Annotated in this window: 23 protein-coding genes and 1 tRNA gene; 19 read left to right on the top strand and 5 right to left on the bottom strand. The window is 64.4% G+C overall.

Features of this window, described 5'->3' with window-relative positions:
• Window positions 1-84: 84 nt before the first annotated feature.
• The 6 genes from ACVW17_RS30905 to ggt all read left to right on the top strand — a co-directional run bounded on the left by ACVW17_RS30905 (window position 85) and on the right by ggt (window position 6,458).
• The gene (locus ACVW17_RS30905; protein WP_456755382.1) at window positions 85-555 is read left to right on the top strand and encodes a DUF1801 domain-containing protein; all 471 of its coding nucleotides are present in this window, start codon (window positions 85-87) and stop codon (window positions 553-555) included.
• A 175-nt stretch (window positions 556-730) separates the two neighbouring features.
• Window positions 731-1,966, top strand: coding sequence for a sulfite dehydrogenase (gene soxC / locus ACVW17_RS30900; RefSeq protein ID WP_456798233.1), 1,236 nt, complete (start codon window positions 731-733; stop codon window positions 1,964-1,966).
• Between the two features lie 28 nt (window positions 1,967-1,994).
• Window positions 1,995-2,543 carry a c-type cytochrome gene (locus ACVW17_RS30895; protein WP_456755380.1) on the top strand — a complete coding sequence of 183 codons (549 nt, stop codon included), beginning with the start codon at window positions 1,995-1,997 and terminating at the stop codon, window positions 2,541-2,543.
• A gap of 138 nt (window positions 2,544-2,681) precedes the next feature.
• The gene (locus tag ACVW17_RS30890) at window positions 2,682-2,990 is read left to right on the top strand and encodes a BA14K family protein (protein WP_456755379.1); all 309 of its coding nucleotides are present in this window, start codon (window positions 2,682-2,684) and stop codon (window positions 2,988-2,990) included.
• Between the two features lie 146 nt (window positions 2,991-3,136).
• Window positions 3,137-4,636 (top strand): amino acid permease, encoded by a 1,500-nt coding sequence (locus ACVW17_RS30885; protein WP_456756565.1) that lies wholly within the window; start codon window positions 3,137-3,139, stop codon window positions 4,634-4,636.
• Between the two features lie 85 nt (window positions 4,637-4,721).
• Complete coding sequence (gene ggt, locus ACVW17_RS30880) at window positions 4,722-6,458, top strand: gamma-glutamyltransferase (protein ID WP_456755378.1); 1,737 nt, start codon at window positions 4,722-4,724, stop codon at window positions 6,456-6,458.
• Between the two features lie 133 nt (window positions 6,459-6,591).
• Here the strand turns inward: ggt and ACVW17_RS30875 are convergent, their stop codons facing one another.
• Window positions 6,592-6,942, bottom strand: a complete 351-nt coding sequence (locus ACVW17_RS30875; protein WP_092112972.1) for a hypothetical protein — start codon at window positions 6,940-6,942, stop codon at window positions 6,592-6,594.
• Between the two features lie 551 nt (window positions 6,943-7,493).
• Here ACVW17_RS30875 and ACVW17_RS30870 point away from each other — a divergent pair.
• The gene (locus ACVW17_RS30870; RefSeq protein WP_456798232.1) at window positions 7,494-9,986 is read left to right on the top strand and encodes a penicillin-binding protein 1A; all 2,493 of its coding nucleotides are present in this window, start codon (window positions 7,494-7,496) and stop codon (window positions 9,984-9,986) included.
• Between the two features lie 191 nt (window positions 9,987-10,177).
• Here ACVW17_RS30870 and ACVW17_RS30865 read toward each other — a convergent pair.
• Window positions 10,178-10,251, bottom strand: a tRNA-Gln gene (locus ACVW17_RS30865).
• A 637-nt stretch (window positions 10,252-10,888) separates the two neighbouring features.
• Here ACVW17_RS30865 and ACVW17_RS30860 point away from each other — a divergent pair.
• From ACVW17_RS30860 to ACVW17_RS30840, 5 genes are all read left to right on the top strand, one after another.
• Complete coding sequence (locus ACVW17_RS30860) at window positions 10,889-11,221, top strand: hypothetical protein (protein WP_456755376.1); 333 nt, start codon at window positions 10,889-10,891, stop codon at window positions 11,219-11,221.
• Window positions 11,222-11,231: 10 nt separating this feature from the next.
• Entirely contained in the window at window positions 11,232-11,657 is a 426-nt protein-coding gene (locus ACVW17_RS30855; RefSeq protein WP_456755375.1) for a phage holin family protein, read from the top strand.
• Window positions 11,635-12,696: a DUF3618 domain-containing protein gene (locus tag ACVW17_RS30850; protein ID WP_456798231.1), complete on the top strand. Its 1,062-nt coding sequence runs from the start codon at window positions 11,635-11,637 to the stop codon at window positions 12,694-12,696. The genes ACVW17_RS30855 and ACVW17_RS30850 overlap by 23 nt, the downstream gene beginning before the upstream one ends.
• Window positions 12,683-13,783: a YihY/virulence factor BrkB family protein gene (locus tag ACVW17_RS30845; protein ID WP_456755373.1), complete on the top strand. Its 1,101-nt coding sequence runs from the start codon at window positions 12,683-12,685 to the stop codon at window positions 13,781-13,783. Before ACVW17_RS30850 ends, ACVW17_RS30845 begins: the two co-directional genes overlap by 14 nt.
• A gap of 405 nt (window positions 13,784-14,188) precedes the next feature.
• Window positions 14,189-14,596, top strand: coding sequence for a GNAT family N-acetyltransferase (locus ACVW17_RS30840; RefSeq protein WP_456756564.1), 408 nt, complete (start codon window positions 14,189-14,191; stop codon window positions 14,594-14,596).
• A gap of 21 nt (window positions 14,597-14,617) precedes the next feature.
• Here ACVW17_RS30840 and ACVW17_RS30835 read toward each other — a convergent pair whose 3' ends face one another.
• From ACVW17_RS30835 to ACVW17_RS30825, 3 genes are all read right to left on the bottom strand, one after another.
• Window positions 14,618-15,127, bottom strand: coding sequence for an invasion associated locus B family protein (locus tag ACVW17_RS30835; protein ID WP_456756563.1), 510 nt, complete (start codon window positions 15,125-15,127; stop codon window positions 14,618-14,620).
• Between the two features lie 105 nt (window positions 15,128-15,232).
• Window positions 15,233-18,379: a multidrug efflux RND transporter permease subunit gene (locus ACVW17_RS30830; protein ID WP_456755372.1), complete on the bottom strand. Its 3,147-nt coding sequence runs from the start codon at window positions 18,377-18,379 to the stop codon at window positions 15,233-15,235.
• Window positions 18,376-19,545 carry an efflux RND transporter periplasmic adaptor subunit gene (locus tag ACVW17_RS30825; RefSeq protein WP_456755371.1) on the bottom strand — a complete coding sequence of 390 codons (1,170 nt, stop codon included), beginning with the start codon at window positions 19,543-19,545 and terminating at the stop codon, window positions 18,376-18,378. Before ACVW17_RS30825 ends, ACVW17_RS30830 begins: the two co-directional genes overlap by 4 nt.
• A gap of 182 nt (window positions 19,546-19,727) precedes the next feature.
• Between ACVW17_RS30825 and ACVW17_RS30820 the strand changes: the two genes are divergently transcribed.
• The 7 genes from ACVW17_RS30820 to ACVW17_RS30790 all read left to right on the top strand — a co-directional run bounded on the left by ACVW17_RS30820 (window position 19,728) and on the right by ACVW17_RS30790 (window position 26,407).
• Window positions 19,728-20,189 carry a MarR family winged helix-turn-helix transcriptional regulator gene (locus ACVW17_RS30820; protein WP_456755370.1) on the top strand — a complete coding sequence of 154 codons (462 nt, stop codon included), beginning with the start codon at window positions 19,728-19,730 and terminating at the stop codon, window positions 20,187-20,189.
• Window positions 20,190-20,306: 117 nt separating this feature from the next.
• A complete protein-coding gene (locus ACVW17_RS30815; protein WP_456755369.1) occupies window positions 20,307-20,546 on the top strand; it encodes a hypothetical protein in 240 nt (79 codons plus the stop codon).
• Window positions 20,547-20,792: 246 nt separating this feature from the next.
• The gene (locus ACVW17_RS30810) at window positions 20,793-23,372 is read left to right on the top strand and encodes a TonB-dependent receptor (RefSeq protein ID WP_456798230.1); all 2,580 of its coding nucleotides are present in this window, start codon (window positions 20,793-20,795) and stop codon (window positions 23,370-23,372) included.
• Between the two features lie 20 nt (window positions 23,373-23,392).
• Window positions 23,393-24,082, top strand: coding sequence for a Fe2+-dependent dioxygenase (locus tag ACVW17_RS30805; protein WP_456755367.1), 690 nt, complete (start codon window positions 23,393-23,395; stop codon window positions 24,080-24,082).
• Between the two features lie 3 nt (window positions 24,083-24,085).
• Window positions 24,086-25,132, top strand: a complete 1,047-nt coding sequence (exbB, locus tag ACVW17_RS30800) for a tonB-system energizer ExbB (protein WP_456798229.1) — start codon at window positions 24,086-24,088, stop codon at window positions 25,130-25,132.
• Window positions 25,133-25,135: 3 nt separating this feature from the next.
• A complete protein-coding gene (gene exbD / locus ACVW17_RS30795; protein ID WP_456755365.1) occupies window positions 25,136-25,600 on the top strand; it encodes a TonB system transport protein ExbD in 465 nt (154 codons plus the stop codon).
• 12 nt (window positions 25,601-25,612) lie between these two features.
• On the top strand, window positions 25,613-26,407 hold the full coding sequence (locus tag ACVW17_RS30790; protein WP_456755364.1) for an energy transducer TonB family protein: 795 nt from the start codon (window positions 25,613-25,615) through the stop codon (window positions 26,405-26,407).
• The last annotated feature ends 4 nt before the right edge of the window (window positions 26,408-26,411 follow it).

The following is a 26,411-nucleotide window of genomic DNA, read 5'->3' as shown; positions in this document are numbered from 1 at the left end:
CCGATGACGACAACATCGGCGCATTGTCGATATGATCCGGTTCGAGCGGCTGATGCTGCGCGCGATACGCTGGGAGCGGGTACGATGGCTCGTAAGACGTCCAAGACGCCGGCGAAGCGCGCGAAGAAGAGCGCCACGAAGCGTACCACTGCAAAGCCGCGCCTGCTCTCGGGCGGCAATCCGCAGATCGCAAAGGGACATGGCGACGCTCCCGTGCAGGCCTATATCGCGGCGATGCCGGGTTGGAAGCACGACGTCGGACGCAAGCTTGACGCGCTCATCGCGCGCACCATTCCCGGCGTGCACAAGGCGGTGAAGTGGAACTCGCCGCTCTACGGCATGGAGGGACAAACCTGGTTTCTCGGCATCCATGTCTTCACGCGCTACGTCAAAGTGGCGTTCTTTCGCGGCGCATCGCTGCATCCGGTGCCGCCCGGCAAGTCCAAGCAGCAGCACACGCGCTATCTCGACATTCACGAGAACGACGCGCTCGACGAGGCGCAGTTTGCCGCCTGGGTGAAGCAGGCCAGCGAATTGCCTGGCGAACGGATGTGACCGTCACCATCGGCGTCCGTATGGGCGCTGCCCTCGGCTTTCGAATGTACCTCGCACAGCAATGCAGATCGCCCGCGAGTAACATGCATCTGATGCAGCTCTGCGCGTGGGATCATTGCATCGCCTCGGGCGTTTGGTGCTAGGCTGCGACTCGTAACGTCAGAGGAAAACGTCGATGAGCGAACACACGACGGACAAGCGGGTGCGAGAGGCGTCTCGCAGGCGATTCCTTCAGGCGGGCGCAGCACTGGCCGGTGGCTCCGCGATCTCAGGAGTGGCCGGTTCTCCCGCGCTTGCCGAACAGGGGAATAATCTTCCGCCCAACGTGCCGGAATGGATGAAAGCGCCTGGCGATCCGATGGGAAGCCAGCCCTATGGCACGCCATCGGTTCACGAGAAGGGCGTCGTCAAGAACATCTCGAAGACGCTGCCGCAATATATCTCCGCCTCGGGCCGCACGCCGTTGCAGGAGCTCGACGGCATCATCACGCCGAATGGTCTGTTCTACGAACGCCATCATGGCGGCGTGCCGACCATCGATCCGGCCGAGCACCGGCTGATGCTGCACGGCATGGTCGATCGCCCGCTGGTGTTCACGATGGAGGACATCCGCCGCTTTCCGTCGCAGTCGCGCATCCACTTCCTCGAATGCTCCGGCAATCCCGTCTACACCAAGCCCTACGGCAAGACGGCGTCCGACCTCGTCGGCCTCCTGAGCTGCGCGGAATGGACCGGCGTGCCGCTCAAGACGGTGCTGGACGAAGCCGGCCTGCAGGCAGGCGCCAAATGGATCGTGGCCGAAGGCGCCGATGCCGCCGCGCTGACGCGCTCGATCCCGATCGAGAAATGCCTCGACGACGCCATGCTGGTCTACAGCCAGAACGGCGAGCGGCTGCGTCCGCAGCAGGGCTATCCGCTGCGCCTGTTGTTGCCGGGCTTCGAGGGCAACATGAACGTGAAGTGGCTGCGCCGGCTCAAGGTGGTCGCCGAGCCGGCCTATTCGCGCGAGGAGACCTCGAAATACACCGATCCGATGCCCGACGGCACGTCGCGCGAATTCACCTTCTACATGGAAGCCAAGTCGATCATCACGCGGCCGTCCGGCGGGCAGAGGCTGACCACGCACGGCTTTCACGAGATCACCGGGATCGCCTGGAGCGGTCACGGCAAGATCAAGAGCGTCGAGGTCTCGCTCGACGAGGGCAAGAGCTGGCAGCAGGCCGAACTGCAGGAGCCGGTGCTGACACGGGCGCTGACGCGCTTCCGCTTGCCCTGGCACTGGGACGGCAGCCCGGCGGTGATCCAAAGCCGCGCCATCGACGAGACTGGCTACGTCCAGCCGACGCTGGCGGAATTGGTCAAGGTGCGTGGTCTGAACTCGTTCTACCATAACAATGCGATCTGGCCCTAGCGCATCGACGCGAACGGCGAGGTGACCAATGCCCAGGCGTAACATCAAGGCGGCGTTGCTCGCGGGTGCGATCGCGATGCTTGCCGCTGCTGCGGCGCAGGCCGAGGATCGCTTTGGCATCGGGCGTCCGGCAACGCCTGCCGAGATCGCCGGCTGGAATATCGACATCGATCGCGACGGCTCCAACCTGCCGCCGGGCAGCGGCAGCGTCGAGCGCGGCCGTACCGTGTTCGCAGAGCAGTGCGCGGCGTGCCATGGCGACAGCGGGCAGGGCGGCGTCGGCGATCGCCTGGTCGGCGGTCAGGGTACGCTGGCGAGCCCAAAACCGATCCGCACCGTCGGCAGCTATTGGCCCTATGCCCCGACGCTGTTCGACTATATCCGCCGCGCGATGCCGCAGAACGCGCCGCAGTCGCTCAGCAATGAGGACGTCTATGCGGTATCGGCCTTCATCCTCAGCCTCAACGGCATCGTGCCGTCCAATGCCGTGCTCGACGCGAAGTCGCTCGCGGCGATCAAGATGCCGAACCGCGAAGGCTTCGTCTCCGACCCACGGCCCGACGTGCATAACCATTGAGCGGGAGCCAGGCCCCGGGCGGCTCGCAGCATCGTGACGCCGTGGCCCCTGTGTCCGGAGCATCGCCGTCCCTATGTCCGTCTGGGGGCGGCCCGGCCGTCTTCCGGCACATATTCATTGATCGATAGGAGAGGCCGTATGACCAGGTCGTCGGCAGTCGCAGCCGCCATGCTGCTCGTGGGAATGACGTTCACGCCGGCCTCGGCCCAGATCTCGGAGCCGGCACTGTTCGACGCGCAAAATCCGGGGCGCAGCGCGATCAACGGCGGCGCCCTGACGCCATGGGGCGAGGCCCAGGCGGCACAACGCAGCGGCAACCCCGTGAACGCCAATGGCGCCATGCTGCCCGCGGCGGCGCCATCCTCTTCCTGCGTACGTTACCGTTCATTCGATCCGGCGTCCGGCACCTTCCTTGGCCGCGACGGACGCCGCCATCCCTGCCGATAGGGGCCGCCACCGCGCCTGGCGGTGGATAAGCGCGCTGTCCTTCGTCCGCGGCTCGAACGACTGGACGCCGGACGCGTTATAGTCAGCCGATCGCATTGGGCCCTGCCGGACCCGGGCGGCGGAGGGCATCTGGCGTGACCGACACCCTGGCCGGATTCTGGGATCGAAAGTCGACCTCCGAGCTGCTGCGGGAAGCGGCGCGGGCCGACGGCGACGCGGAGACGCCCGTCTTCAAACGCTCGCTCTCGGCGTTGCAACTGGTCACGCTGGGCATCGGCGGCATCATCGGCGCCGGCATCTTCGTGCTGACCGGCCACGCGGCGGCTGCGAATGCCGGTCCCGCCGTCACGCTCTCCTTCATGCTCGGCGCCGTCGCCTGCGCCTTCGCCGGCCTGTGCTACGCGGAGATGGCCTCGACCGTGCCGATCTGCGGCAGCGCCTACACCTACGCTTATGCCACGCTCGGCGAACTGATCGCCTGGATCATCGGCTGGGACCTGATCCTCGAATACGCGGTCGGCGCGATCGCGGTCTCGGTCGGATGGTCCGGCTATTTCGTCAGCTTCATGTGCGATTTCGGCGTCAACCTGCCGCAGCAATTCACCTCGGCGCCGCTCGCCTACGATGCCAACAGCGGCGTGTGGTCGTCGACCGGTGCGGTCATCAACATCCCGGCGATGGCGATCATCGCGTTTGTCACCACGCTGCTCGTGGTCGGGATTCGCGAGTCCGCGCGCTTCACCGGTTTCGTCGTCGTGGTCAAGCTCGTCGTCATCGCATTGTTTCTCGCCACCGCGGCGTCGTCGGTGACGCTGGCGAACTGGGTGACGGCGGGCAATCCGCAGGGCGCGCTGATCCCTCCGAATGCGGGTCCTGGCGTGTTCGGCTGGTCCGGCGTGATCCGCGGCGCGGCGGTGGTGTTCTTCGCCTATATCGGCTTCGACGCGGTCTCGACCGCGGCACAGGAGGCGAGGGTGCCGGAGCGCGACATGCCGATCGGCATTCTCGGCTCGCTGGTGATCTGCGCTGCGCTCTATGTCGCGGTCGGCTTCGTGCTGACCGGCATCGTGCCGTATGACCGGCTCAGCGTCCCGGACCCAATCGCGGTCGGCATCGATGCTGTCGGCATCGGCTGGCTCGGTCCCTTCATCAAGCTCGGCATCCTGTTCGGATTGACGTCGGTGATCCTCATCATGCTGCTGGCGCAGCCGCGGATCTTCCGCGCCATGGCGCATGACGGGCTGCTGCCGGGCATCGCTGCCAGGATCCATCCGCGATTTCAGACCCCGTATGTCTCGACCATCTTCTCCGGCACCGTCGCTGCTGTTCTCGGCGGGCTGCTGCCGATCGGGCTGGTCGGCGAACTGGTTTCGATCGGCACATTGTTCGCATTCACGGTGGTCTCGATCGGCACGCTGGCGCTGCGTGTGCGCGATCCGGACCTGGCACGGCCGTTCAGGGCGCCGGCGATCTGGCTGGTGGCCCCGGCTGCCGCAGCGACCTCGCTGTTCCTGATGTTCGGCCTGCCGCTCGACACCTGGATCAGGCTCGCGGTGTGGCTCGTGATCGGGCTTGCGATCTATGCGGCCTATGGCAGGCGTCACAGCCGGCTGCGGGCGCGCGGCGAACGCCGCGTGGGCCTATAGTGCGCACGCGTGCGGCCTGCTAGATGTACCCGTTGAGATAGCACCTTAAAGCCGCGACAAGTCGGCATTCCCCGGGGAGCCTTCCATGCAAAATTCAACGGTGCAGGCGCGGTGGATGGTCGCCGTGATTGTTTCACTCGGCATCCTGTCGGCGGCGCCAGGGCGGGCAGCCTCCGTCGCACCCGTCGCCGCCGAGAACGGCATGGTGGTTTCGGCGCAGCATCTCGCGACCCAAGTCGGCGTCGAGGTGTTGAAGCGGGGCGGCAATGCCGTCGATGCGGCGGTCGCGGTCGGTTACGCGCTTGCGGTCGCCTATCCCGCCGCCGGCAATCTCGGTGGCGGCGGGTTCATGACCATCCAGCTCGCCGACGGCCGCAAAACCTTCCTGGATTTCCGCGAGACCGCCCCGAAGGGCGCTACCGCCAACATGTATCTCGACAAGGACGGCAGCGTCATCCCCGGCCTGTCGACCAAGGGGCATCTCGCCGTCGGGGTGCCGGGCTCGGTGGCCGGCATGGAATATGCGCGCGAGAAATACGGCACGATGAAGCGCGCGGACGTGATCGCACCTGCGCTGCAGCTCGCGGAGGACGGCTTCGTGCTCGACCAGGGCGATATCAGCATGCTGCAAACCGCGACCAAGGATTTCCAGGACGATCCGGCCTCGGCTGCGATCTTCCTCAACGACGGCAAGCCGTTCCAGGTCGGTGAGCGGCTGACACAGCACGAGCTCGCCGAGACGCTGCGCGAGATCAGCAAGCGCGGCACCGATGGTTTCTACAAGGGCTGGGTGGGGGCGGCCATCGTCGCCTCGAGCCAGGCCGGCAAGGGCCTGCTCACGCAAGAGGATCTCGACAATTACAAGGTGCGCGAGCTCGCGCCGGTCGAATGCGACTATCGCGGCTACCACGTGGTCTCGGCGCCGCCGCCGAGCTCGGGCGGCGTAGTGATCTGCGAGGTGCTCAATATCCTTGAGGGCTATCCGCTGAAGGAGCTCGGCTATCACTCCGCGCAGGCGGTGCACTACCAGATCGAGGCGATGCGCCATGCCTATGTCGATCGCAACAGCTATCTCGGCGATCCCGACTTCGTGAAGAATCCGCTCGACCGCCTGCTCGACAAGACCTACGCGGAGAAGATCCGTGCCGCGATCGACCCGGCCAAGGCCGGAGTCTCCAGGGACATCAAGCCCGGCGTTCCGCCGCACGAGGGCAGCAACACCACGCATTATTCGATCGCCGACAAGGACGGCAACGCGGTGTCGGTCACCTACACGCTGAACGACTGGTTCGGCGCCAAGGTGACCGCGGCCAGGACCGGCGTGCTGCTCAACGACGAGATGGACGACTTCACCGCCAAGGTCGGCGTGCCGAACCTCTACGGCCTGGTGCAGGGGGAGGCCAATTCGATCGTCCCGGGCAAACGCCCGCTGTCCTCGATGAGCCCGACCATCGTCACCAGGGGCGGCAAGCCGGTGATGGTCGTGGGGACCCCTGGCGGCAGCCGCATCATCACGGCCGTGCTGCTGACGATGATCAACGCGATCGATTACGGCATGGACGCGCAGGAGGCCGTCGACATGCCGCGCTTCCACCAGCAATGGCTGCCGGAGGCGACCAATCTCGAGGACTTCACGCTGTCGCCGGACACGCGGAACATTCTGGAAGGCATGGGCCACAAGTTCGGTCCGCCGCAGCCGGCCAATCACCTTGCGGTCATCATCGTCGGCGCGCCGTCGCTGGACGGCAAGCCGGTCGGCAACAATCGCTTCTATGGCGCCAACGATCCGCGCCGCAATTCGGGGCTCGCCGCCGGATACTGATCGTGAGAGAGCTGTAGACCCATGAGCCAACGGGTCGTGCGAACGCGCGCCCGATGACAGGCTCCGCGACATGCGGGGCCCCAGATATCCCTCCGCTCATCCGGGCTGCGAATCTGCTTATCGGCAGCGCGCCTCAAGCAACGGCAGTCGACCGGCCGTCGTCGTGCCCACTCGTCAGCAGCAGGCGCCGGCGGATGGCATCTTCGACCAGGGCCAGCGATTGCCTGGCTTCACGCGCCTCGGCTTCGGCGGCCTGGGCGCGGAATTCGGCGGCATCGAGCTGCTCCTGCTGGGACTCGATGCGCCGCCGGGCTTCCTCGAGCGCCCGCGACGCGTCCCTCAGCTTGCGCTCGGTCGCGGCGATGATTTCGAGCTGCGCCTGTTCGGCAGCCTCGGCGCGGGCTTCGCCGGCTCGGGCCCTGTCCTCGATGCTGCGGAACAAATCCGCTGCCTGATAGACCAGGTCCAGGGCCTCGGTCCCCATTGCCGATGTCGGAGGCCTCGGAAATCCGAGGACGTTGGGGTCGGCCGCAAAGGGCCGTCTAAATCCGCGCAGTGCCATGCAAATCAGCCCGTCGCGAGTCGCGTGTATTCGAACAACTTGCGGTAGTTATAGTTAACGGATCGTTAATCTGGTGGCCCCGCAGGCGCTGTCCACCGGTTTCTGATGTCCCAGTAACTCGAAGCGGCAACTAGGTAGTGAATGTCGCGATCCGGCACGCGCTTTTCTTTCGCGACTCGCCCCGTGCGCAAGTGCAGCGCTGGAGGCAGGATGGCTGCGGCGAGGTGCGGGCGAATCGGAGCGCGAGCGCACTGCAGATCGATCGGGCCTCGCGGAGCGTCGCCGGAGCGGCGAGGCCGGCTGATTTGGCGCCCGCGCGCGAGCCGGGCTCTATGGCATAAGTTTGACGCCTGAGGCGCTTTAATTCTCCGCTGTTGAATTGCAGGTCCCTGGTACGACCGATATACCGGGCGGCCTAAGTGGCACGCAGCGCGCTCAGAACGAGCGACGCATCCGCCACGGAAATCTGGTCGATGAAATTTCTGTTGCGGTTCTTCGGGTTCCTGTTCACGGCAGGAACCATCCTGTTCCTGGCTGGTCTGGCCGCGGTCGCAGGGCTGTTCTGGCATTTCTCCAAGGACCTGCCCGACTATTCGCAGCTCCAGAACTACGAGCCGCCGGTGATGACCCGCGTCCACGCGGCGGACGGTTCGCTGCTCGGCGAGTTCGCCAAGGAACGCCGGCTCTATCTGCCGATCCAGGCGGTGCCGAAGCTCGTGATCAACGCCTTCGTCGCCGCGGAGGACAAGAATTTCTATGAGCATGGCGGCGTCGACTATACCGGCATGGCGCGCGCCGGCGTTGCCTACATCCAGAATTTCGGTTCCAACCGTCGTCCGCAGGGCGCCTCCACGATCACCCAGCAGGTCGCCAAGAACTTCCTGTTGACCAACGAGGTGTCGTTCAGCCGCAAGATCAAGGAAGCCCTGCTGGCGATGCGAATCGAGCGGGCCTATTCCAAGGACAAGATCCTCGAGCTGTATCTCAACGAGATCTATCTCGGCCTCGGCGCCTACGGCATCGCGGCGGCCTCGCTGGTGTATTTCGACAAGTCGGTCAACGAACTGACGATCTCGGAAGCGGCCTACCTGGCGGCGCTGCCGAAGATGCCGGCCAGCCTGCATCCGGTGCGCAACCGCGCACGCGCCATCGAGCGGCGCAACTACGTGATCGACCGCTTGCAGGAGAACGGCTGGATCACGGCGGCCGACGCCGACAAGGCGCGCAAGGAGCCGCTGACCGTCACCAGCCGCACCAACGGCGCGCACACCTTCGCCGGCGAGTATTTTTCGGAAGAAGTCCGCCGCGACATCTTCGAGCGCTATGGCGAGAAGAAGCTCTATGAAGGCGGCCTGTCGGTGCGAACCACGCTGGATCCCAAGATCCAGGTGATGGCGCGCAAGGCGATGGTGGCGGGGCTCGTGAACTATGACGAGCAGCAGGGCTACCGCGGCGCGATCCAGAAGCTCGATTTGTCGGCCGACTGGGGCGTGCCGCTGGCCGAGATCAAGTCGCTGTCCGACATCTCGCCGTGGCGGATGGCGGTGGTGCTGGAGAGCAACGACCAGTCGGCGCGGATCGGCTTCCAGCCCGGCCGCGAGCTCGGCGGCGCCATCAGCAAGCAGCGCGAGACCGGTATCATCACGCTCGAAGGCGTGCGATGGGCGAGGCTGTTGTCTGGTCCGTACAAGGGCAGGACGCCGACCTCGGTGGCGCAGGTGCTGCAGCCCGGCGACGTGATCTATGCCGATCCGCTGTTCACCAAGGACGGCAAGGCGGTCGAGGGCCAGTACCGGCTGCGCCAGATCCCCGAACTGTCGGGCGCGATGGTGGCGATGGATCCGCACACCGGCCGCGTGCTCGCGATGGTCGGCGGCTTCTCGTTCGACCAGAGCCAGTTCAACCGCGCGACCCAGGCCTACCGGCAGCCGGGCTCGACCTTCAAGCCGATCGTGTATTCGACGGCGCTCGACAACGGCTACACCGGATCGACCGTCATGATCGACGCGCCGATCGAGATCGACCAGGGGCAGGGCAATGTCTGGCGCCCCGAGAACTTCTCGACCGGCAAATACCAGGGCCAGGTCACGCTGCGCAATGCGCTGCGGCTGTCGCTCAACACCGTGACGGTGCGGCTGGCGCAGGAAATCGGCATGCCTGTCATCGGCGAGTACGCCAAGCGTTTCGGCGTCTATGACGAGCTGCCGAACTATCTCGCCTATGCGCTCGGCGCCGGCGAGACCACGGTGATGCGGATGGCCACCGCCTATTCGATGATCGCCAATGGCGGCATCCGCGTGAAGCCGACCCTGATCGACCGCATCCAGGACCGCTACGGCCACACCATCTTCAGGCACGACCAGCGCGAATGCCGCGGCTGCGATGCACCGGAGGGCTGGAAGAACCAGCCGGAGCCGCAGCTGGTCGACCGCCGCGAGCGGGTGCTCGACGCGATGACGGCCTATCAGATCACCTCGCTGATGGAGGGCGTGATTCAGGCCGGTACCGGTACCGCGCTGAAGGAGGTCGGCAAGCCGCTCGCCGGCAAGACCGGCACCTCGAACGAGGCCAAGGATCTCTGGTTCGTCGGCTTCTCGCCGGATCTCGTGGTCGGCCTCTATGTCGGCTACGACAAGCCGCGCTCGCTCGGCCGCAACGCGCAGGCCGGCCACACCGCGGCGCCGATCGCGCGCGACTTCATGAAGCTCGCGCTGGCCGACAAGCCCGCCACCCCGTTCAAGCAGCCGGTCGGCATCCGCCTCGTGCTGGTCGATGCCAAGACCGGCCTGCGCGCCGCGCCGGGGCAGAAGGGCGTGGTGCTCGAAGCCTTCAAGCCGGGCCAGGCGCCGCCGTACTATGATCCCGGGATGGTCGCCGGCACCGACGTGATCGACGGCACCCAGCAGGGCATCTCGCCCGACGCGGATCGGGCCGTGATGCGGTCGGGGACGGGCGGATTGTACTGAGGCCGGGGGGCGGGCATCGGCTAACCGCACGCGTGCAATCTCTTGCGCCGCCGCGGCGTTGCAATTGTCCGCACGCCGCGCTTCCAGACAAGCTGGCCGCGATCCGGCTGAACCATCGCCTCTGCGAGGAGCAGCAACACGGGACGCTGTCGTGAGAATTCTTCAGGTTAGTTGCGCCACCGGGGGCGAATTGGCTGGGGAACCTGGATTCGAACCAAGACAAACAGAGTCAGAGTCTGTTGTGCTACCGTTACACCATTCCCCAAATAAGCACTTGAAATTCCAGCGCTTATTTCAGTGGTTTGCAATGCCTGCGGTGAGTTTTGCAAATCAGCCTGATTGGTGCGGCTGATATAGCGACCGCGCCGTTCGCGGTCTAGTCCTTATTGCTCAAGAGCCTGAGCTTCCTTAGCCGTCCTCCGCGGCCCTCATCTGGTCGGCGCACGTAATGCTCAACGTTTTGACGCGACGTTTCGATGTCGTTGGCGATCTGATTTGTCTCATAACTTGCTCGGATCTGGCCAAGATGCCTGTGCCGCGCAGGCCATGAATGGTCGGTGGTCAGCCTCTTCGGGGGCGGCAAGAAACGCCAGTTAGAAGGTCAGCGATGTTGATGCTTTCGGGCTGGCCACTTGCCGCACTTTCTGGCTCTGCGCCGGGCGCTGGAAGTTGATGCCATAGACAACCAGCAGGTTTCCCAGACGGTCGGAAATCGAAGCACATATCAGCTGCTCCAATCCATTGCGTCGTCGTGGGTTCGGGACGAAGTCCCCATTCCTTAGACCCTCGTGTTTTTTCCGCGCGCAAGGAACGTCAAAGGCTCCTCACTGTTGGCGTTCCGAAGCAGCATTTTTGCAGCGGGCGCAACGGGGGCGGTGCGAGCTGCGAGTGAGGACTCGGACATGCAAGCAGCAGACACAATCACCCAAGTCGAAGCAGTCGCAGAACAGCAGAAGCAGGCAGGTGCCGGTCAAGCCGATCAAATGGCCAAGGCGGTGCACAAAGCGGCGGACGAGCTTCAAGAACAGATGCCAAAGGCCGCCGAGTTCGTGCACGGGGCAGCTTCACAACTGGAAAAGGGCGCCGACGCGCTGCGCAATCGTGGCATCAGCGACCTCATGACAGGCTTCAACGATCTGGGACGTAAGGAGCCGCTGGCGCTCTTTGGGGCCGCCATCATCGCAGGCTTCGCTGCCTGTCGTTTCCTCAAGAGTTCCGCCGAAAAATCGAATTGAGGCGAGTACCATGGCTGCTTCCAATTATCCGCGTCCAGTCCCCCAGATCGTCAGCGACCTCTTTTCGCAATTCACCTCGCTCATGCGTAAGGAGGCCCAGCTCGCCCGCGCTGAGCTCTCTGAGAACATTGCCAGCGTCGGGCGGGGCCTCGGGATGGTCATCGGGGGCGCGGTGCTGCTGATTCCAGCACTCGTCATCCTGCTCCAAGCCGGAGTTTCAGCTCTTACAGATGGGTATGGCTTAGCACCATACTGGTCCGCCCTGATCGTCGGCGGCGCCGTGCTGCTCCTCGGGATCATTCTCCTCCTCATCGGAATCAGCCGCCTCAAGATCGAAAACATCATGCCCGGCAGAACCGTCCACCAGCTCCAGCGGGACGCATCGGTAGCCAAGGAACAAGTGAGCCAGAACCATGACGCACAGCGAGCAGCTTGAACGAGAGACCGAAGAGCAGCGGACGCAGCTTGCCAACACCTTGGACGAGCTCCGGGCGTGTATGACGCCGGGGCACGTAGTTGATCAGTTAGCCGACAGGGTCAGCGAGGGAGCCGCCGCGGCGTTTACGCGCAATCTACGGGATCAAGCGGTCAATAATCCTCTCCCCATCATGATCATGGGGGCGAGCCTTGCATGGATGATGCTGGGATCGCGCACCGGTTCAGCAGCCGGCCCGATGCGGCGGACCGCAGGTCGCATGCGGGATGCCGCTGGAGATGCCACTGAGAGCGTCCGAACCGTGGCCGACCGGGCGAGCGACGGTGCCGCCGAGAAGAGCGGCGAATGGAGCAACAAGGTTTCGACCGCCCGGAGCGAGGTCGCGGATAGCCTTGCTTCGGCCGCGGATCAAACCAAGAAGGCTGCCAATGACACGGGACGGAACATGCGAGACGCTGCCGGCTCGATGGTCGAATCGGCCCGGGAAACTGCTGCGCAGACTCGTGAAAACATTCGCGATACCGCTGCCTCCATGACTGATTCCATGCAGCGCACCGTCTCTGAAGGATACGAAGCTATCGCCGACAGCGGGCGTCGTACCGCCTCGTCAATCTCCGACTCCACGAAGGCAGCCGGTCAACGAACGTTGCAGACGGGCAATTCCCTCGTCGAGTTCTGCCGTGAACAACCATTGCTCCTGACCGGGATAGGAATCGCTGTGGGCGCGCTGATGGGCGCGCTGCTGCCGGCGACCGGAGTGGAAGATCGCATGATGGGAGAGACGAGCGACCAAATGAAGGAACAGGCCAGGGATTTCGCATCGGAGCAGTACGACAGCGCAAAGAAGGTCGGCGAGCGCGCTCTGGATGCGGCGCAGGACGAGGCCACCAAACAGGCACAAAAGGCAGATGCCAGCTCCGGCGAGGTCGCGGCACACGGGGCCAAGAGCGACCAAGCGACGCTGGTGCCCGATGAGTCTCAGACTTCTGAAGGCGAGTGGCAAGGGCAGCCCTGGAAACCCGAGAATGCGCCGGTCTGAGCACGTCGATACCAAGAAGGCAGGCCCGCCGCTTTGGGCTACCGCCATGACCCTTGCCCTAGTCGCGGCCGGTCTCTGGGCTCGGCGGTTTTCAGAGGCGACTGTGGAGGTTCGTGGAAATCGGCCGCAGTCCGATGAGGGCCGCGGCCGCCTTGCAACGATGCCCTCGGAGATTCCGGCGCGAGGTTGGAAAGACATCCTGCTGAGGGTCTACCAGAACATCTCCGAGCACCGGATCGTGGCTTTGGCGGCAGGTGTGACGTTCTACAGCCTTCTCGCGATCTTTCCAGCAATCGCTGCTCTTGTGGCCGTATACGGCTTATTTGCCGATCCGGTAACGCTCGCCCTCCAGTTGGACAAGCTGTCCGGCCTGCTGCCCGGCGGCGCGCTCGACGTCATCCGCGATCAACTGACACGAGTTGCGGCGCAGCGGGGTGCTACGCTCGGATTGACTTTTGTCGTGAGCCTTTGCCTCTCGCTTTGGAGCGCAAACGCGGCGATGAAGTCTATTTTCGATACTCTGAATATCGTCTACGCGGAGCGGGAGAAGCGCAGCTTTGTCAGGCTGAATGCGATCTCGCTCGGATTTACGGCTGCCGGAATCGGTTTCGTGCTGCTCGCGATCGGAGCCATGGTCGTTCTCCCGATTGCGCTCAAATATCTTGGCTTGTCAGAGGTCGGTGAACTCATCTTGCAAGTTGCACGGTGGCCAGCAATGTTTGTGATCGTCACCTTGGCGCTTGCATTCATCTATCGCTTGGGCCCCTCGCGCGAGCAACCCCAGTGGCGCTGGATCACCTGGGGAAGCGCATTCGCGGCAGTAGGCTGGCTCGCGGCCTCGATCCTGTTCTCCTGGTATGCGGCGAACTTCGGATCATTCAACAAGACCTACGGTTCGCTTGGCGCCGTGATCGGCTTCATGATGTGGATCTGGCTGTCCGCAATCGTGATCCTGATCGGCGCCGAACTCGACGCGGAAATGGAACATCAGACAGCGCGCGATACCACAACCGGCCCACCGAAGCCGATAGGAGCGCGGCGGGCGACAATGGCTGATACCGTGGGGGCCGCTCAGACAAAAAGTTAGGGACGCACGACAGGCTAGTAGGGGACCGTCAAGCTCCGAACCCTCCCGCGCGAATGCCACAACGGCAGAAGCGTCTCTCCGTTGGTACGATTTTCCCATACCCGACCCCCGCCCGAGAGTCTTGCAAACTTCTCAGAAGTGCCCGGATCTAGTCGGATCAGAAAAGGGCAGGACTGCAAAACCGGTTGGGAAAAATCAGCGAGTTAGCCCAGAAACTGATAGGCTGCCGTTACACCATTCCAAATCAACAGCTTAGCTGGAGGTCTGGACATCTCGGTGCAGCGAGTTCGCCTGCCAAATCGGCGCCTGCGAGTTTGCGATCTTCTACTGCTTGGTCCCGGGCCCAAGCATAATCGACCATGGTTTCGCGTGTTGTCCGGCTTGTTGCGACAGAGGTTTAAGGTGATGGACGAAATCCTCTATGCCCGCGAGTCGTCGATCGGCGTCGACGAGTTCATCGACGTGCTGCGCCAATCGGGCCTCGGCGAGCGGCGTCCGCTCACGGATACCGACCGGATGGGGCGCATGATCGCCAATGCCAACCTGATCGTGACCGCGCGGAAGGCAGGCAGGCTGGTCGGCGTCTCGCGCGCGCTGACCGATTTCGCCTATTGCTGCTATCTGTCCGATCTCGCGGTCGATCGCGGCTATCAGGGACATGGCATCGGCAAGCGCCTGATCGCGGAGACGCGGCGCCTCGCCGGGCCTGAATCGATGTGCCTGCTGCTGTCGGCGCCTGACTCGATGAGCTTCTATAAGAGCATCGGCATGCCGCAGCCGGACAACGCGTTCCTCTACAAGAGGGAACGCTAGCGACCTGCGGCGTGCGCGGCGTTACTTGATCTTGTCGTACACCGTCGCGAAGTCGGCGAGCGGCATCGGGATCGAGATGGTTTCCTTGCCGAGGTTCTGGAACGACACCTTGAGCTGCTTGCCCGATTTCAGCTGCGCCAGGACGTCGGCGGCGATCGGGGCGTTGATGTAGCAGCCGCGCGCCTCGCAGGTCTGGATCGGCACATCGACGGCCTTGCCGTCGTCGACCTGCAGCTTGGCGCCGACAGGCAGGTTCAGCCCGAGCGGAAGCTGGATCAGCGCAACCGGCGTGCGGGTGTCACCGGGAACACGAATGTTGACCAGCACGATCAGCTGACCGGTCTTGGTGAGAACGGCGGTCTGCTCCATCGCGCATTCGAGCGGCGCGTCACGGCTCGCGCTGGTGCAGCGCGCGACCCAGCCGGTGTTGCTGCCGGATGCATCAGCTTGTGGAGTTGCGGCAGCGGCGGCTGGAGCCGGCGCGGGCGTGGTCTTGCCCTTCGGTGTCTGGGCGTGGCCGAGGCCCGCCATGCCGAATGCGCTGAACAGAACCACGAGCGATCTTGCGACAATCTTCACGATACCGGCTCCGAAACGAACATCTTTCGGATGTGCCGGTATCCGGGCAAAGTCAAGTCACTCGGCAGCCTGCTTGACCGATCCGTCCTCGCCATCACCGGCGTCATGGTCGGCGCGCGGCGAGCGGCCCCAATTCGCAAATGCGTTGGAGAGCTTGTCGAGATAGAGATAGACGATCGGGGTCGTGAACAGCGTCAGCGCCTGGCTGACGATCAGGCCGCCGACCATGGCGTAGCCGAGCGGCTGGCGGATTTCCGAGCCGGTGCCGGTCCCCAGCATCAGCGGCACGCCGCCGAGCAACGCCGCCATCGTCGTCATCATGATCGGCCGGAAGCGGAGCAGGGCGGCCTGGCGGATCGCCGCCTCCGGCTCCAAATGCTGGTCGCGCTCGGCGGCGATCGCGAAGTCGACCATCATGATGCCGTTCTTCTTGACGATGCCGATCAAGAGGATGATGCCGATCAGCGCGATCAGCGAGAAGTCGAAGCCGGCCGCCATCAGGATCGCCAGCGCGCCGACGCCGGCCGACGGCAGCGTCGATAGAATCGTGATGGGGTGGATGTAGCTCTCGTAGAGAATGCCGAGGATCAGGTAGACCACCACGAGCGCCGCCAGGATCAACAGCGGCACGGTCGACAGCGATTGCTGGAACGCCTGCGCGGTGCCCTGGAAGCTCGAGCTCAGGGTCGGCGGCGCGCCGAGGTCGACCATCGCCTTCTGCACCGCCTCCGTCGCTTGGCCGAGCGCTGTACCCTGCGCCAGGTTGAAGGAGATCGTGATCGCCGGGAACTGGCCCTGGTGGCTGATCGACAGCGGCCGCACCGGCGCGCTGGTCCATTTCGCAAAGGTCGACAGCGGCACCTGGTCGCCGGTCAGCGGCGACTTGACGTAGATGTTGTTCAGCGTGTCGATCGCGCCCTGCAACTCCGGCAGCACCTCGAGGATCACGTGGTAGCTGTTGAGCTGGGTGAAGTACTGCGTCACCTGGCGCTGGCCGAAGGCGTCATAGAGCGTGTCGTCGATCAGCTGCGGCTGGATGCCGTAGCGCGAGGCGGTGTCGCGGTTGATCTTCAGCTCGACCGTGGTGCCGTTGGTCTGCTGGTCGGTGGCGACGTCGCGAAGCTGCGGCAGCGTCTGCATCTTCGACAGGATCTTCGGCGCCCACTGGTTCAGCTCGTTGAGGTCGGCGTCCTGCAGCGTGAACTCGAACTGGGTACGGGTCGGGCGGCCGCCGAGGCGAACGTCCTGTGCCGCCTGCATGAACAGCCGGGCGCCCTGGATCTTCTCCAGCTTCGGCCGCAGCCGGGCGATGATCTGCTGCGCGTTGGCGTCGCGCTCGCTCAGCGGCTTCAGCGTGATGAACATGGTGCCGTTATTGCCGGCACGGCCGCTGCCGCCGATCGCCATCGCCACCGTCGCCACGCCGGGATCCTGCATGACGATCTTGCCGAGCTCCTCCTGCTTGCGCTTCATCTCGGCGAAGGAGATGTCCTGGTTGGCTTCCGAGGTCGCGGTGATCAGGCCGACGTCCTGCTGCGGGAAGAAGCCCTTCGGGATGATCACGAACATGTAGACCGACAGCGCCAATGTCGCGAAGAAGATCATCAGCGTGGTGAACTTCCAGCGCAGCGCGAGGTCGAGCACGCTCTGATAGCCGCGCAGCATGGCGTCGAAGCCGCGCTCGCTGAGCTGGTAGAAGCGGCCGTGCTTCTCCTCATTGTGCGCGCGCAGGAAACGCGAGGCCATCATCGGGGTCAGCGTCAGCGACACGAACATCGAGACGAAGATCGTCATCGCCAGCACGACCGCGAATTCGCGGAACAGGCGGCCGATGATGCCGCCCATCAGCAGCAGCGGGATCAGCACCGCGACCAGCGAGATGCTGATCGAAACGATCGTGAAGCCGATTTCCTGCGACCCCTTGAAGGCGGCCGCCATCGGCTTCTCGCCCTCTTCGATGTAGCGGCTGATGTTCTCCAGCATCACGATGGCGTCGTCGACCACGAAGCCGACCGCGATCGTCAGCGCCATCAGCGACAGATTGTCGAGGGTGTAGCCGAACACCCACATCAGCGCGCAGGCGCCGAGCAGCGCCAAGGGCACCGTCACGGTCGGGATCACGGTCGCCCAGAAACTGCGCAGGAAGACGAAGATCACCATCACGACCAGGAAGATGGTCAGGAGCAGGGTGTACTGAACGTCCTCCACCGCGGCGCGGATCGTGGTGGTGCGGTCGGAGATGACTTCGATCTTGATCGCCGGCGGTATCGCGGCAACCAGCCTGGGCAGCGTCGCCTTGATCTTGTCGACGGTGTCGATGACGTTGGCGCCGGGCTGCTTGAACACGACGAGGAACACGCCGCGCTGGCCATTGGCCCAGGCGGCCTGCTTGGCGTCCTCCGGTCCGGTGACGGCCTGGCCGACGTCGCGGATGCGCAGCGGCCCGCCATTGCGGTAGGCGATGATGACGTCATTCCACGGATCAGCCGTCAGCAGCTGGTCGTTGGCGTAGATGGTGTAGGCGCGGGTGGTGCCGTCGATGTTGCCCTTCGGGCTGTCGACGGTGGCGATGTTGATCGCGGCGCGGACGTCTTCCAGCGACAGGCCCTTGGCGACGAGCTTGGCCGGGTCGATCTGGACGCGGACCGACGGCTTCTGCTGGCCGCCGATGATGACCTGCGCGACACCGGAAATCTGGCTGATCTGCTGGGCCAGCTGGGCGTCGACGGCGTCACTGACCGTGGTCAGCGGCAGCGTGTCGGACGTCGCCGACAGCAGCATGATCGGCGCGTCCGCCGGGTTGACCTTGCGATAGGTCGGCGGCGAGGGCAGGGTCTTCGGCAGCTGGCCGCTGGCCGCGTTGATGGCGGCCTGCACGTCGTTGGCGGCGCCGTCGATCGAGCGGTTGAGGTCGAACTGAATGGTGACCGCCGCGGTGCCCAGATAGCTCGTCGAGGTCATCTGGGCGATGCCAGGGATCTGCGCGAACTGGCGTTCCAGCGGCTGGGCGACCGAGGTCGCCATCGTCTCGGGACTCGCGCCGGGCAGCGTCGCGGTGATCTGGATGGTGGGGAAGTCGACCTGCGGCAGCGGCGCGACCGGCAGCAGCGGATAGGCCACGAGGCCGATGAACAGGATGCCTGCCATCAGCAGCGAGGTGCCGATGGGGAAGCGAATGAATGGTGCGGATATTCCGGCGCTCATTCCTGCGTGACCTTCGACTGGGACTGATCCGAGCTCGCCACCGCCGTTGTCACCAGGGTTCCCGGCGAGACCTTGTACTGGCCGGCGGTGATCACCTGCTGTCCGGGCGACAGGCCCTCATCGATCACCGACTTGCCGTCGATCGACTGGCTGACCTTGAGTTTGCGAAGCTCGGCCTTGTTCTCCTGATTGACTGAATACGCGTAGAGGCCTTCGGTGCCATGCTGCACTGCGTCATCCGGGACGACGGTGGCATCCTTCAAGGTTTTGACCAGCAGCCGGGTGGAGACCGACTGGCCCGGCCACAGCGCATGGTCCTTGTTATCAAACACCGCCTTGAGCCGGACAGTCCCGCTCGTGGTATCGACCTGATTGTTGATCAGCGCCAGGGTTCCGGTCGAGAGCACCCTCTTGCCGTCGGTGGTCAGCGCAATGGTCTTCGGCGGCGCCACGGCGAGCGCGGCCTTGATGTCGGGCAGCTGGTCCTCCGGCGCAGTGAAAATCACCGTGATCGGCTCGATCTGGGTGATCGTCACGATGCCGGTCTGGGCCGAGGCGTTGACGATGTTGCCGATATCGACCAGGCGCAGGCCGACGATGCCGTCGATCGGCGACTTCACGGTGGTGTAGTCGACCTGGGTCTGCGCGTTGAAGATGGCGGCCTCGTCGGCCGCGATCTGCGCCGTGAGCTGGGCCACGGTGGAACGCTGGGTATCGAGCTGCTGACGGGTCGCAAACTCGCCGAGCTTGGTGTAGCGCTGCAGATCGAGATTGGCGTTGGCGAGGTTGGCCTCGTCCTGGGCCTTCTTGGCCTTGGCCTGGTCGAGCGTTGCCTGATAGGGCCGCGGATCGATCTCGACCAGCGTATCGCCCGCCTTGACGAACTGGCCTTCCTTGAAGGCGATCTTGGTGATCTGGCCGTCGACCCGGGTGCGGACCTGGACGGTGTTGAACGCCTGCACCGTGCCGAGACCGGTGAGGTAGACCGGGAAGTCGGCCTTTTCGACCGGCGAGATCTTGACCGGAACCGCCGGGCGCTGGGCGGCGCGCTTCTGCGCGGCCTCGGTCGCCTGCTGGTTGAGTGTATATTTTTGCCAGCCGAAATAACCGGCGGCGCCGACCGCAGCGATCACTAAAACCCAACCGATGGTGCGTGACTTTGACATGCGGACTCTTGGGTTCGACGTAACAATAAAGGGTGATTGAAACGGTTCACAGAGCTTGCGGATATAATATGCGTGCACTTAATGTGTAAACACACCAAGGCTTGAGAATCCTAAACATTTGGAAAGGTTTAGGTCAGAAACGAGCAGCAACATTCCGTCTGGGAAACGCACCGAGGACCCCTATGTCGCGCGATCTCAAACGCCAGTTCATTGCGCAGCTCGTCGAGAGTTCCCGGCTGCTGCGCAACTATATCGATCATCGCGCCAAGGCGCGAGGCACCACGCGTGCTCAATGGATCGTGCTCTTCCGTTTGCGCGAGCAGGAGGGATTGTCCCAGGTCGATCTCGCCGATGTCCTCGAATTGCAGCCGATCTCGCTGGTGCGGCTGCTCGACCGCCTCGTCGAGCATGGTCTGCTCGAACGTCGTCCCGATCCCAGGGATCGCCGCGCCAATCGCCTGTTCCTGACCAACAGCGGGCGCCGGCTGGTCGACGATCTCGACAGTCTGCGCGATGCGATCGCCTGCGACGTGCTGCGCGACGTCTCGGACAAGCATGTCGAGAGCGGCCTTGCCACGCTCCGCGCGGTCAAGGACCGCATCAAGCTGCTCGGCGAGGAGGCGGAGCACATCGCCGCGAAATAGCGTGCGTCTCTTTGCAAGAACGTCTGCGTCGGCTCGTCGAGATTGCGCGACGCGGTTGAAACGCCGCGGGATGTCGTTCATATCGCGCAGCGACGGTGTGAGCGGACGAGGACAGCGATGGATGAGTTGAACGGGCGCATGATGGCGTGCCAGCTCCTGGTGACAGGATTGATCGCGCGCGTCGCCAATGAGCAGCGAGACCCGCTGCGCTTCCTCACCGACTTCCGCGACGAGATCAAAGCGGTCGTCAACGGCGTCAATATCGCCGGCCTCGAGAACAGCGACCGCGTGCGGCAGGTCGCGCAGCGGACCATCGACGAGCTGTTTTCACTGATGAAGCCGCCAAGCGCCGAGTGAAAGGCGCATCGGCCGCTGCCTGCAACCATGCGAGGCAGCAATTTAGAACGATTATTAGAATGCTTAAAAACTTCAGTTTAGAACGATTTCAAAGGCGAGATTAGAATCGCTTTGAATTGGGGCGATTCAAGCGAAGTGTTGCGCTCGCCGCATTGATAAAAAAAGTCACGCTCGATAACCGAAAGAGACAGTTCGTCGCAGCTTCATTTCGCGATCGAACTGACTTCGTTTGGGGGCGTGCAAGACATGAACAATATGAAGGCGCCGAGATCGCTGCGCTTCGGAGCAGCAATCGGTTCGGCTGATGATACGGGTTATTCCGCCACGAAGGTCTCCGCGGTCGCGAGCCTGATCGCGGTGGCGTCGTTTTCGGGAGCCGAAGCGCAGCAGTCCAGCCTGCCGCCCGTCAACGTCGATGCCCCGGTCGCGCGTCCGAAGCCCGTCTCATCCAAGCCGCCATCGGACCAGGTCCGCGCCCGCAATGCGCTGCGCCGCGCCGCGCGGCGCGCCAACCAGCAGGCACAGCAGGCGCCGGTGCCGTTTCCGAATGCCGGCGGTCTTCCCCCCGACCGCAACCCCTACGCCGATCCGGCGGCGCCGTACAAGGGCGACCGTCTGCAGGCGTCCGGCAAGTTTCCCGAGCCGATCCTGAACACGCCGAAGTCGGTCACGGTGCTGACCAAGGACATCCTCGAAGACAAGAACGCCACCTCGCTGAAATCGGCGATCCTGTCGACGGCGGGCGTCACGCTCGGCACCGGCGAGGGCGGCAATGCGTTCGGCGACCGCTTCTTCATCCGCGGCTTCGATGCGCGCAACGACATCTTCATCGACGGCGTGCGCGATCCCGGCGTCAGCGTCCGCGAGAACTTCTTCACCGAACAGGTCGAGATCCTGCGCGGCCCCGGCTCGTCCTTTGCAGGCCGCGGCACCACCGGCGGCGCGATCAACATCGTCACCAAGCAGGCGACGACGGAGAAGAGCTTCTACAACATGGACACCACGTTTGGCACCGACCAGACCAAGCGGGTGACACTCGACGTCAACCAGGTGATCAGCCCGACGCTGGCGATCCGCGCCGGCGGCCTGTTCCAGGACGCCAACGTCGCCGGGCGCAACAACACCACCGATGACCGCAGCGGAGCCTTCGTCGCGGCGAAGTGGACACCGATCGACGCGGTGAAGATCACCGCTGACTACGTGCACACCGACCTCCACGGCATACCGGACTTCGGCGTTCCCTACTACCGACCGGGTTCACCGGCGCCAGGAAACATCTTCACCAGCACCGCCGGCGGTCCGTTCCCTCAATTCGGCTCCCCCGCCAATAATTTCTACGGCTTGGTCAATCGCGACTTCTTCAAGGTTCAGCAGGACATCGGAACGGTCAGCACCGAAGTCCATGTCACGCCGGACCTCGTCCTCACCGACAAGTTCCGCGCGTCGCGTGCGATGAACAACTACATCGGGACAATTGCCGAGTCGCCGGTTGTCGCGAGCCCGCTCTCGGCTTCGACGATCACGATGAATCCGCAGAGCCGCTACCAGATCACCGACGTGGTCGCAAACCAGAGCGAAGCGACCTACAAGTTCGACACCGGCGGCTTCAGGCACACGGCGGTCGGCGGCGTCGAGATCTCGCGCGAGACCTCGTATATCGACAAATACACCGGCTTGAGTTCGGAGCTGACGACCGGTACGCCGTTCAACGGCGCCGGCTCGATTTCCGGCGTCAATGTATTCGCGCCGCAATACACCTACACGCCGTTCACGTCGACGCCGACATTGAGCGGTCTGCCGACCAACCTCGCGATCGACACCGCGAGCGTCTATCTGCTCGACAGCGTCAACTACCGTGATCTCGTCATCCTCAATGGCGGCATCCGCTACGACGACTATTTGATCAAGACCAGCGGATACGGCACGGTGTCTGGCGCGACGGTCTTCGGTGCGCAGAGCGCGGAGTTCGGCATGCCGAACTTCAACCTCGGGCTGACGCTGAAGCCCGCGCCGAACGGCAGCGTTTACGCCGCGTACGCGACGTCGTCGAACCCGGTGGGCGCAGAATTCGACGGCACCAGCACGGCGTATGGCGGCCTGTCGCCCGTCCTCAACGGCAGCTCCAACCAGATCTTCGGGCCGGAAAAGAACCAGGCGATCGAAGTCGGCACCAAGTGGGAGCTGTTCGACCGGCACCTGCTGGTGACGGCCGCGCTGTTCCAGACCAACAAGGAAAACGCGCGCGAGGCGCAGAACATCACGCCAACGACCGGCACGGCGACCTGTCCCTATCCGGTCACCACCCCCCAGATCACGAGCTCCGTATCGTGCATCACTGCCGGTGCCGCCTACTGGGTACGCGGCATCGATCTCGGCGTCGGCGGCAAGATCACCGACAAGTGGAGTGTGTTCGGCGGCCTCGTGCTGATGCAGTCGCAGGTGACGAAGTCCAATGCGCCGTCGCCGCAGCCGCTGCTCTACCCGACCAATGTCGGGCTGCCGCTCGCCAACGTCGCGCATCAGTCGTTCAGCATGCTGACGAAGTACCAGCTCACCGACATGTGGGAGCTCGGCGGGCAGGCGGTCTACCGCTCGAAGATTTATGGCGGCACGCTGCTCGCGGCCAACCAGGGCACCTCGCTCCCGAGCTACTGGCGCTTCGACGCCTTCGCCGAAGCGAAGATCGACCAGCACTGGACCGTGAAGCTGTTCGTCAACAACATCTTCGACAAGCGCTACTACGATGCGCTCTACCAGAGTGCGACACCTTTCGTGCTGGAAGCGCCGGGACGCGCTGCGTATCTGGTTGTGTCTGCGCGTTACTGACGGAGGCTCTGCGGCGCAAGATGCTGGTCTGTGTTCCCAACGTATTGAGCAAGGCTGATGTGGCGGACTTCCGCCGCATCATGGAGCAAGCCGAATGGGAGGACGGCCGCTCGACCGCGGGTGCTGCGTCCGCCATGGTCAAGCGCAACGAGCAGCTGCCGCCCGACAGCGAGGTCGCCAGGCTGCTCGGCAACCGCATCCTATCGGCGCTGTCGGCAAGCCCGCGGTTCATCTCGGCGGCGATCCCGCTGAGGATCTTTCCGCCCTTGTTCAATCGCTACGCCGCAAGCGACGGGCACCATTTCGGTCTGCATGTCGACAATGCGGTGCGCGGCGACCGACTGACCGGCATGCGGATCCGCACCGACCTCTCGGTCACGCTGTTTTTATCGGAGCCGGAAGAGTACGATGGCGGCGAACTCGTCATCGAGGACCGCTACGGATCGCATGAAATCAAGCTGCCGGCGGGCGATCTGGTACTTTATCCTGCTTCCAGCTTGCATCTGGTCACGCCGGTCACGCGGGGAGTTCGAGTAGCGTCTTTTTTCTGGTTGCAGAGCATGGTACGGGATGCTCACGCGCGCAGCCTGATCTTTGATCTCGATACTGCGATCCAGGCTCTGGTGGAGCGGCTGGGGCGCGATGACCCTGAAACGGTCAAATTGACCGGGATTTATCACAACCTGATCCGTCACTGGGCTGAAGTGTAACTGATGATGACATTCAAGTTCCCCGCTGCATCCGCCATGATCGCCTCGCTGGCGATGCTGATGCTGGCCGCGCCGTCTTCGGCGCAGCAGCAAACGGCGCCTGCCGCGCAGTCCGTGACCCGGCCGCAGTCCGCTCCCGCGGCTCAACCGCCGGCCGCCCAGGCCCAGCCTGCGGCCGCTGCCCAGGCGGCGCCGGTGGCTCAGCCGGCCGCGCCCGTGGCGCCGCCAGCCCAGGCCGCGCCGGCACAAGCCGCGGCGGCTCCGGCACTGGCGCTTGAAGCGTCGCCCGCCGGCGGCGACGGCAAGTCGCCGAAGTCGACCGCGACCGGCCTGCACGAACTGTCGCCGTGGAATATGTTCTTGAACGCCGACATCATCGTGAAGGCGGTGATGCTTGGCCTTGCCTTCGCGTCGCTCGTGACCTGGACGGTGTTCATCGCCAAGATGGTCGAGCTGACAGTGGCGCAGAGCAAGCTGCGCGGCGCGCTCGCCAAGATCGCTGAATCGCGTTCGCTGGCCGAAGCGCAGTTCGCGCTCGGCGCCAAGGGCAGCGTGCTGTCGTCGTTCATTGCCGCCGCGATGCGCGAGGGACGTCTGTCGGCGGGCATCTCGAGCGATGCCGGCATCAAGGAGCGCGCCGCCTCGAGCTTCGCCGAGATCGTGCGCGCCGAAGCCCGCAAGATCCGCGTCGGCATGGGCCTGCTCGCGACCATCGGCGCGACCTCGCCCTTCGTCGGCCTGTTCGGCACGGTCTGGGGCATCATGAACAGCTTCATCGGCATTTCGAAGTCGCAGACGACCAACCTTGCCGTGGTGGCGCCGGGCATCGCGGAAGCGCTGCTGGCGACCGCGATCGGTCTGGTCGCGGCGATCCCCGCTGTCATCATCTACAACCATTTCTCGCGCGTCACGAAGGTCTATCTCGAGCTGGTCAACCGCGCGTCGGGCGCCGCGGGGCGGCTGCTGTCGCGCGATCTCGACCGCACCCATGGCAGCATTCCCGGTGACGTTCCGCGCAGCGCGCATGGGCGCGCCGCCGCGGCGGAGTAAGCGATGGCAGTCTCGATCTCCGAGAACGACGGCGACGACGATTTCGCGGAATCCCACGAGATCAACGTCACGCCATTCATCGACGTCATGCTGGTGCTCTTGATCATCTTCATGGTGGCGGCGCCGCTCTCGACCGTCGACCTGCCGATCGACCTGCCGACCTCCAGCGCGACGCCGCAGAAGAAGCCGGACAAGCCGACCTATCTCAGCATCAAGCCGGACCTGACGCTGGCGATCGGCGAGAACGCCGTGAAGCGGGCCGAGCTGATCAATTCGCTCGATGCGGTGCCTGACATGAGCCGGGACAAATACGTGTTCCTGCGTGCCGATCGCACGGTGCCCTATGGCGAGCTGATGGGCGTCATGGAGCTGCTGCGCGCCGGCGGCTATACGCATGTGAAGCTGGTCACGCTCGAGGGCGTTCCGGGCGCGCCCGCGGCGGCGCCGGCCGAGCCGGCCAAACCCTGACGGCGAGCAGCGATGTCCACCAACCCCGATCTCGATCTGCGGACCTCGAAGCGGCTCTGGGTGATCGCCGCGGTGACGGCGGTCGGGCTGCATCTGGGCGGCGCGGCGCTGGCGCTGACGAATCTGCGCGGCGACGACGGCGACGAGGGACTTGGCGCCGCAGGCGCCGAGTATGCCATCGAGCTCTCCTCGCCGGATGTCCCTGAAGAAGCGGCACCGCCCGGTGCGCCGTCCGATGAGCAGCAGGCCGTGCAGGAGATGGCGCAGCAGAAGGCGGAGGTGAAGGACACCGACCTGCCTCAGGAAAAGCCTGTCGAGGCCGACGATCCCGATCGCATCGTGACGGAAGACACCGCCAAGAAGCAGAAGGAGGAGGAGGCCAAGGTCGCCAAGGTCGAGACCAACGCCCAGGAGGCGCAGCAGGCTTCAGAAGCGGCCGCGCCGACCAAGCTCGACGACGCGCGCCAGTCGGAGACGACCAAGGCGCCCAATCCCGGCATCGGCAAGGACAAGCTCGCGCTGACCGCCAAATGGGGCAAGAAGATCAGCGCCTATCTCGACCTGCACAAGAAATTCCCGGAGAACGGCAAGGCCAAGGAGGGCAAGGTGAAGCTTGCCCTGGTGCTCAACCGCCTCGGCAAGGTGTTGTCCGTCGCCGTGATGGAAACGTCCGGAGATGTCGCGTTCGACGACGCCGCGGTCTCGATGGTGCACCGTTCCGATCCGGTGCCGGCGCCGCCCGCCGGGCTGACCGAGGACCAGTTCTCCTTCACGCTTCCGGTCACGTTCAACAAGCCGAAGAAGTAGCGCG

This window comes from Bradyrhizobium sp. USDA 4473 (assembly GCF_054063335.1).
The sequence above is the reverse complement of the archived record's forward strand: the minus strand, read 5'-3'. Positions and strand labels throughout refer to the sequence as shown.

Coding starts and splice junctions, on each gene's coding strand:
- ACVW17_RS30905 (WP_456755382.1), top strand. CDS start 85: ATGGCTCGTAAGACGTCCAAGACGCCGGCGAAGCGCGCGAAGAAGAGC.
- soxC (WP_456798233.1), top strand. CDS start 731: ATGAGCGAACACACGACGGACAAGCGGGTGCGAGAGGCGTCTCGCAGG.
- ACVW17_RS30895 (WP_456755380.1), top strand. CDS start 1,995: ATGCCCAGGCGTAACATCAAGGCGGCGTTGCTCGCGGGTGCGATCGCG.
- ACVW17_RS30890 (WP_456755379.1), top strand. CDS start 2,682: ATGACCAGGTCGTCGGCAGTCGCAGCCGCCATGCTGCTCGTGGGAATG.
- ggt (WP_456755378.1), top strand. CDS start 4,722: ATGCAAAATTCAACGGTGCAGGCGCGGTGGATGGTCGCCGTGATTGTT.
- ACVW17_RS30875 (WP_092112972.1), bottom strand. CDS start 6,942: ATGGGGACCGAGGCCCTGGACCTGGTCTATCAGGCAGCGGATTTGTTC.
- ACVW17_RS30870 (WP_456798232.1), top strand. CDS start 7,494: ATGAAATTTCTGTTGCGGTTCTTCGGGTTCCTGTTCACGGCAGGAACC.
- ACVW17_RS30860 (WP_456755376.1), top strand. CDS start 10,889: ATGCAAGCAGCAGACACAATCACCCAAGTCGAAGCAGTCGCAGAACAG.
- ACVW17_RS30855 (WP_456755375.1), top strand. CDS start 11,232: ATGGCTGCTTCCAATTATCCGCGTCCAGTCCCCCAGATCGTCAGCGAC.
- ACVW17_RS30850 (WP_456798231.1), top strand. CDS start 11,635: ATGACGCACAGCGAGCAGCTTGAACGAGAGACCGAAGAGCAGCGGACG.
- ACVW17_RS30845 (WP_456755373.1), top strand. CDS start 12,683: ATGCGCCGGTCTGAGCACGTCGATACCAAGAAGGCAGGCCCGCCGCTT.
- ACVW17_RS30840 (WP_456756564.1), top strand. CDS start 14,189: ATGGACGAAATCCTCTATGCCCGCGAGTCGTCGATCGGCGTCGACGAG.
- ACVW17_RS30835 (WP_456756563.1), bottom strand. CDS start 15,127: ATGGCGGGCCTCGGCCACGCCCAGACACCGAAGGGCAAGACCACGCCC.
- ACVW17_RS30830 (WP_456755372.1), bottom strand. CDS start 18,379: ATGAGCGCCGGAATATCCGCACCATTCATTCGCTTCCCCATCGGCACC.
- ACVW17_RS30825 (WP_456755371.1), bottom strand. CDS start 19,545: ATGTCAAAGTCACGCACCATCGGTTGGGTTTTAGTGATCGCTGCGGTC.
- ACVW17_RS30820 (WP_456755370.1), top strand. CDS start 19,728: ATGTCGCGCGATCTCAAACGCCAGTTCATTGCGCAGCTCGTCGAGAGT.
- ACVW17_RS30815 (WP_456755369.1), top strand. CDS start 20,307: ATGGATGAGTTGAACGGGCGCATGATGGCGTGCCAGCTCCTGGTGACA.
- ACVW17_RS30810 (WP_456798230.1), top strand. CDS start 20,793: ATGAACAATATGAAGGCGCCGAGATCGCTGCGCTTCGGAGCAGCAATC.
- ACVW17_RS30805 (WP_456755367.1), top strand. CDS start 23,393: ATGCTGGTCTGTGTTCCCAACGTATTGAGCAAGGCTGATGTGGCGGAC.
- exbB (WP_456798229.1), top strand. CDS start 24,086: ATGATGACATTCAAGTTCCCCGCTGCATCCGCCATGATCGCCTCGCTG.
- exbD (WP_456755365.1), top strand. CDS start 25,136: ATGGCAGTCTCGATCTCCGAGAACGACGGCGACGACGATTTCGCGGAA.
- ACVW17_RS30790 (WP_456755364.1), top strand. CDS start 25,613: ATGTCCACCAACCCCGATCTCGATCTGCGGACCTCGAAGCGGCTCTGG.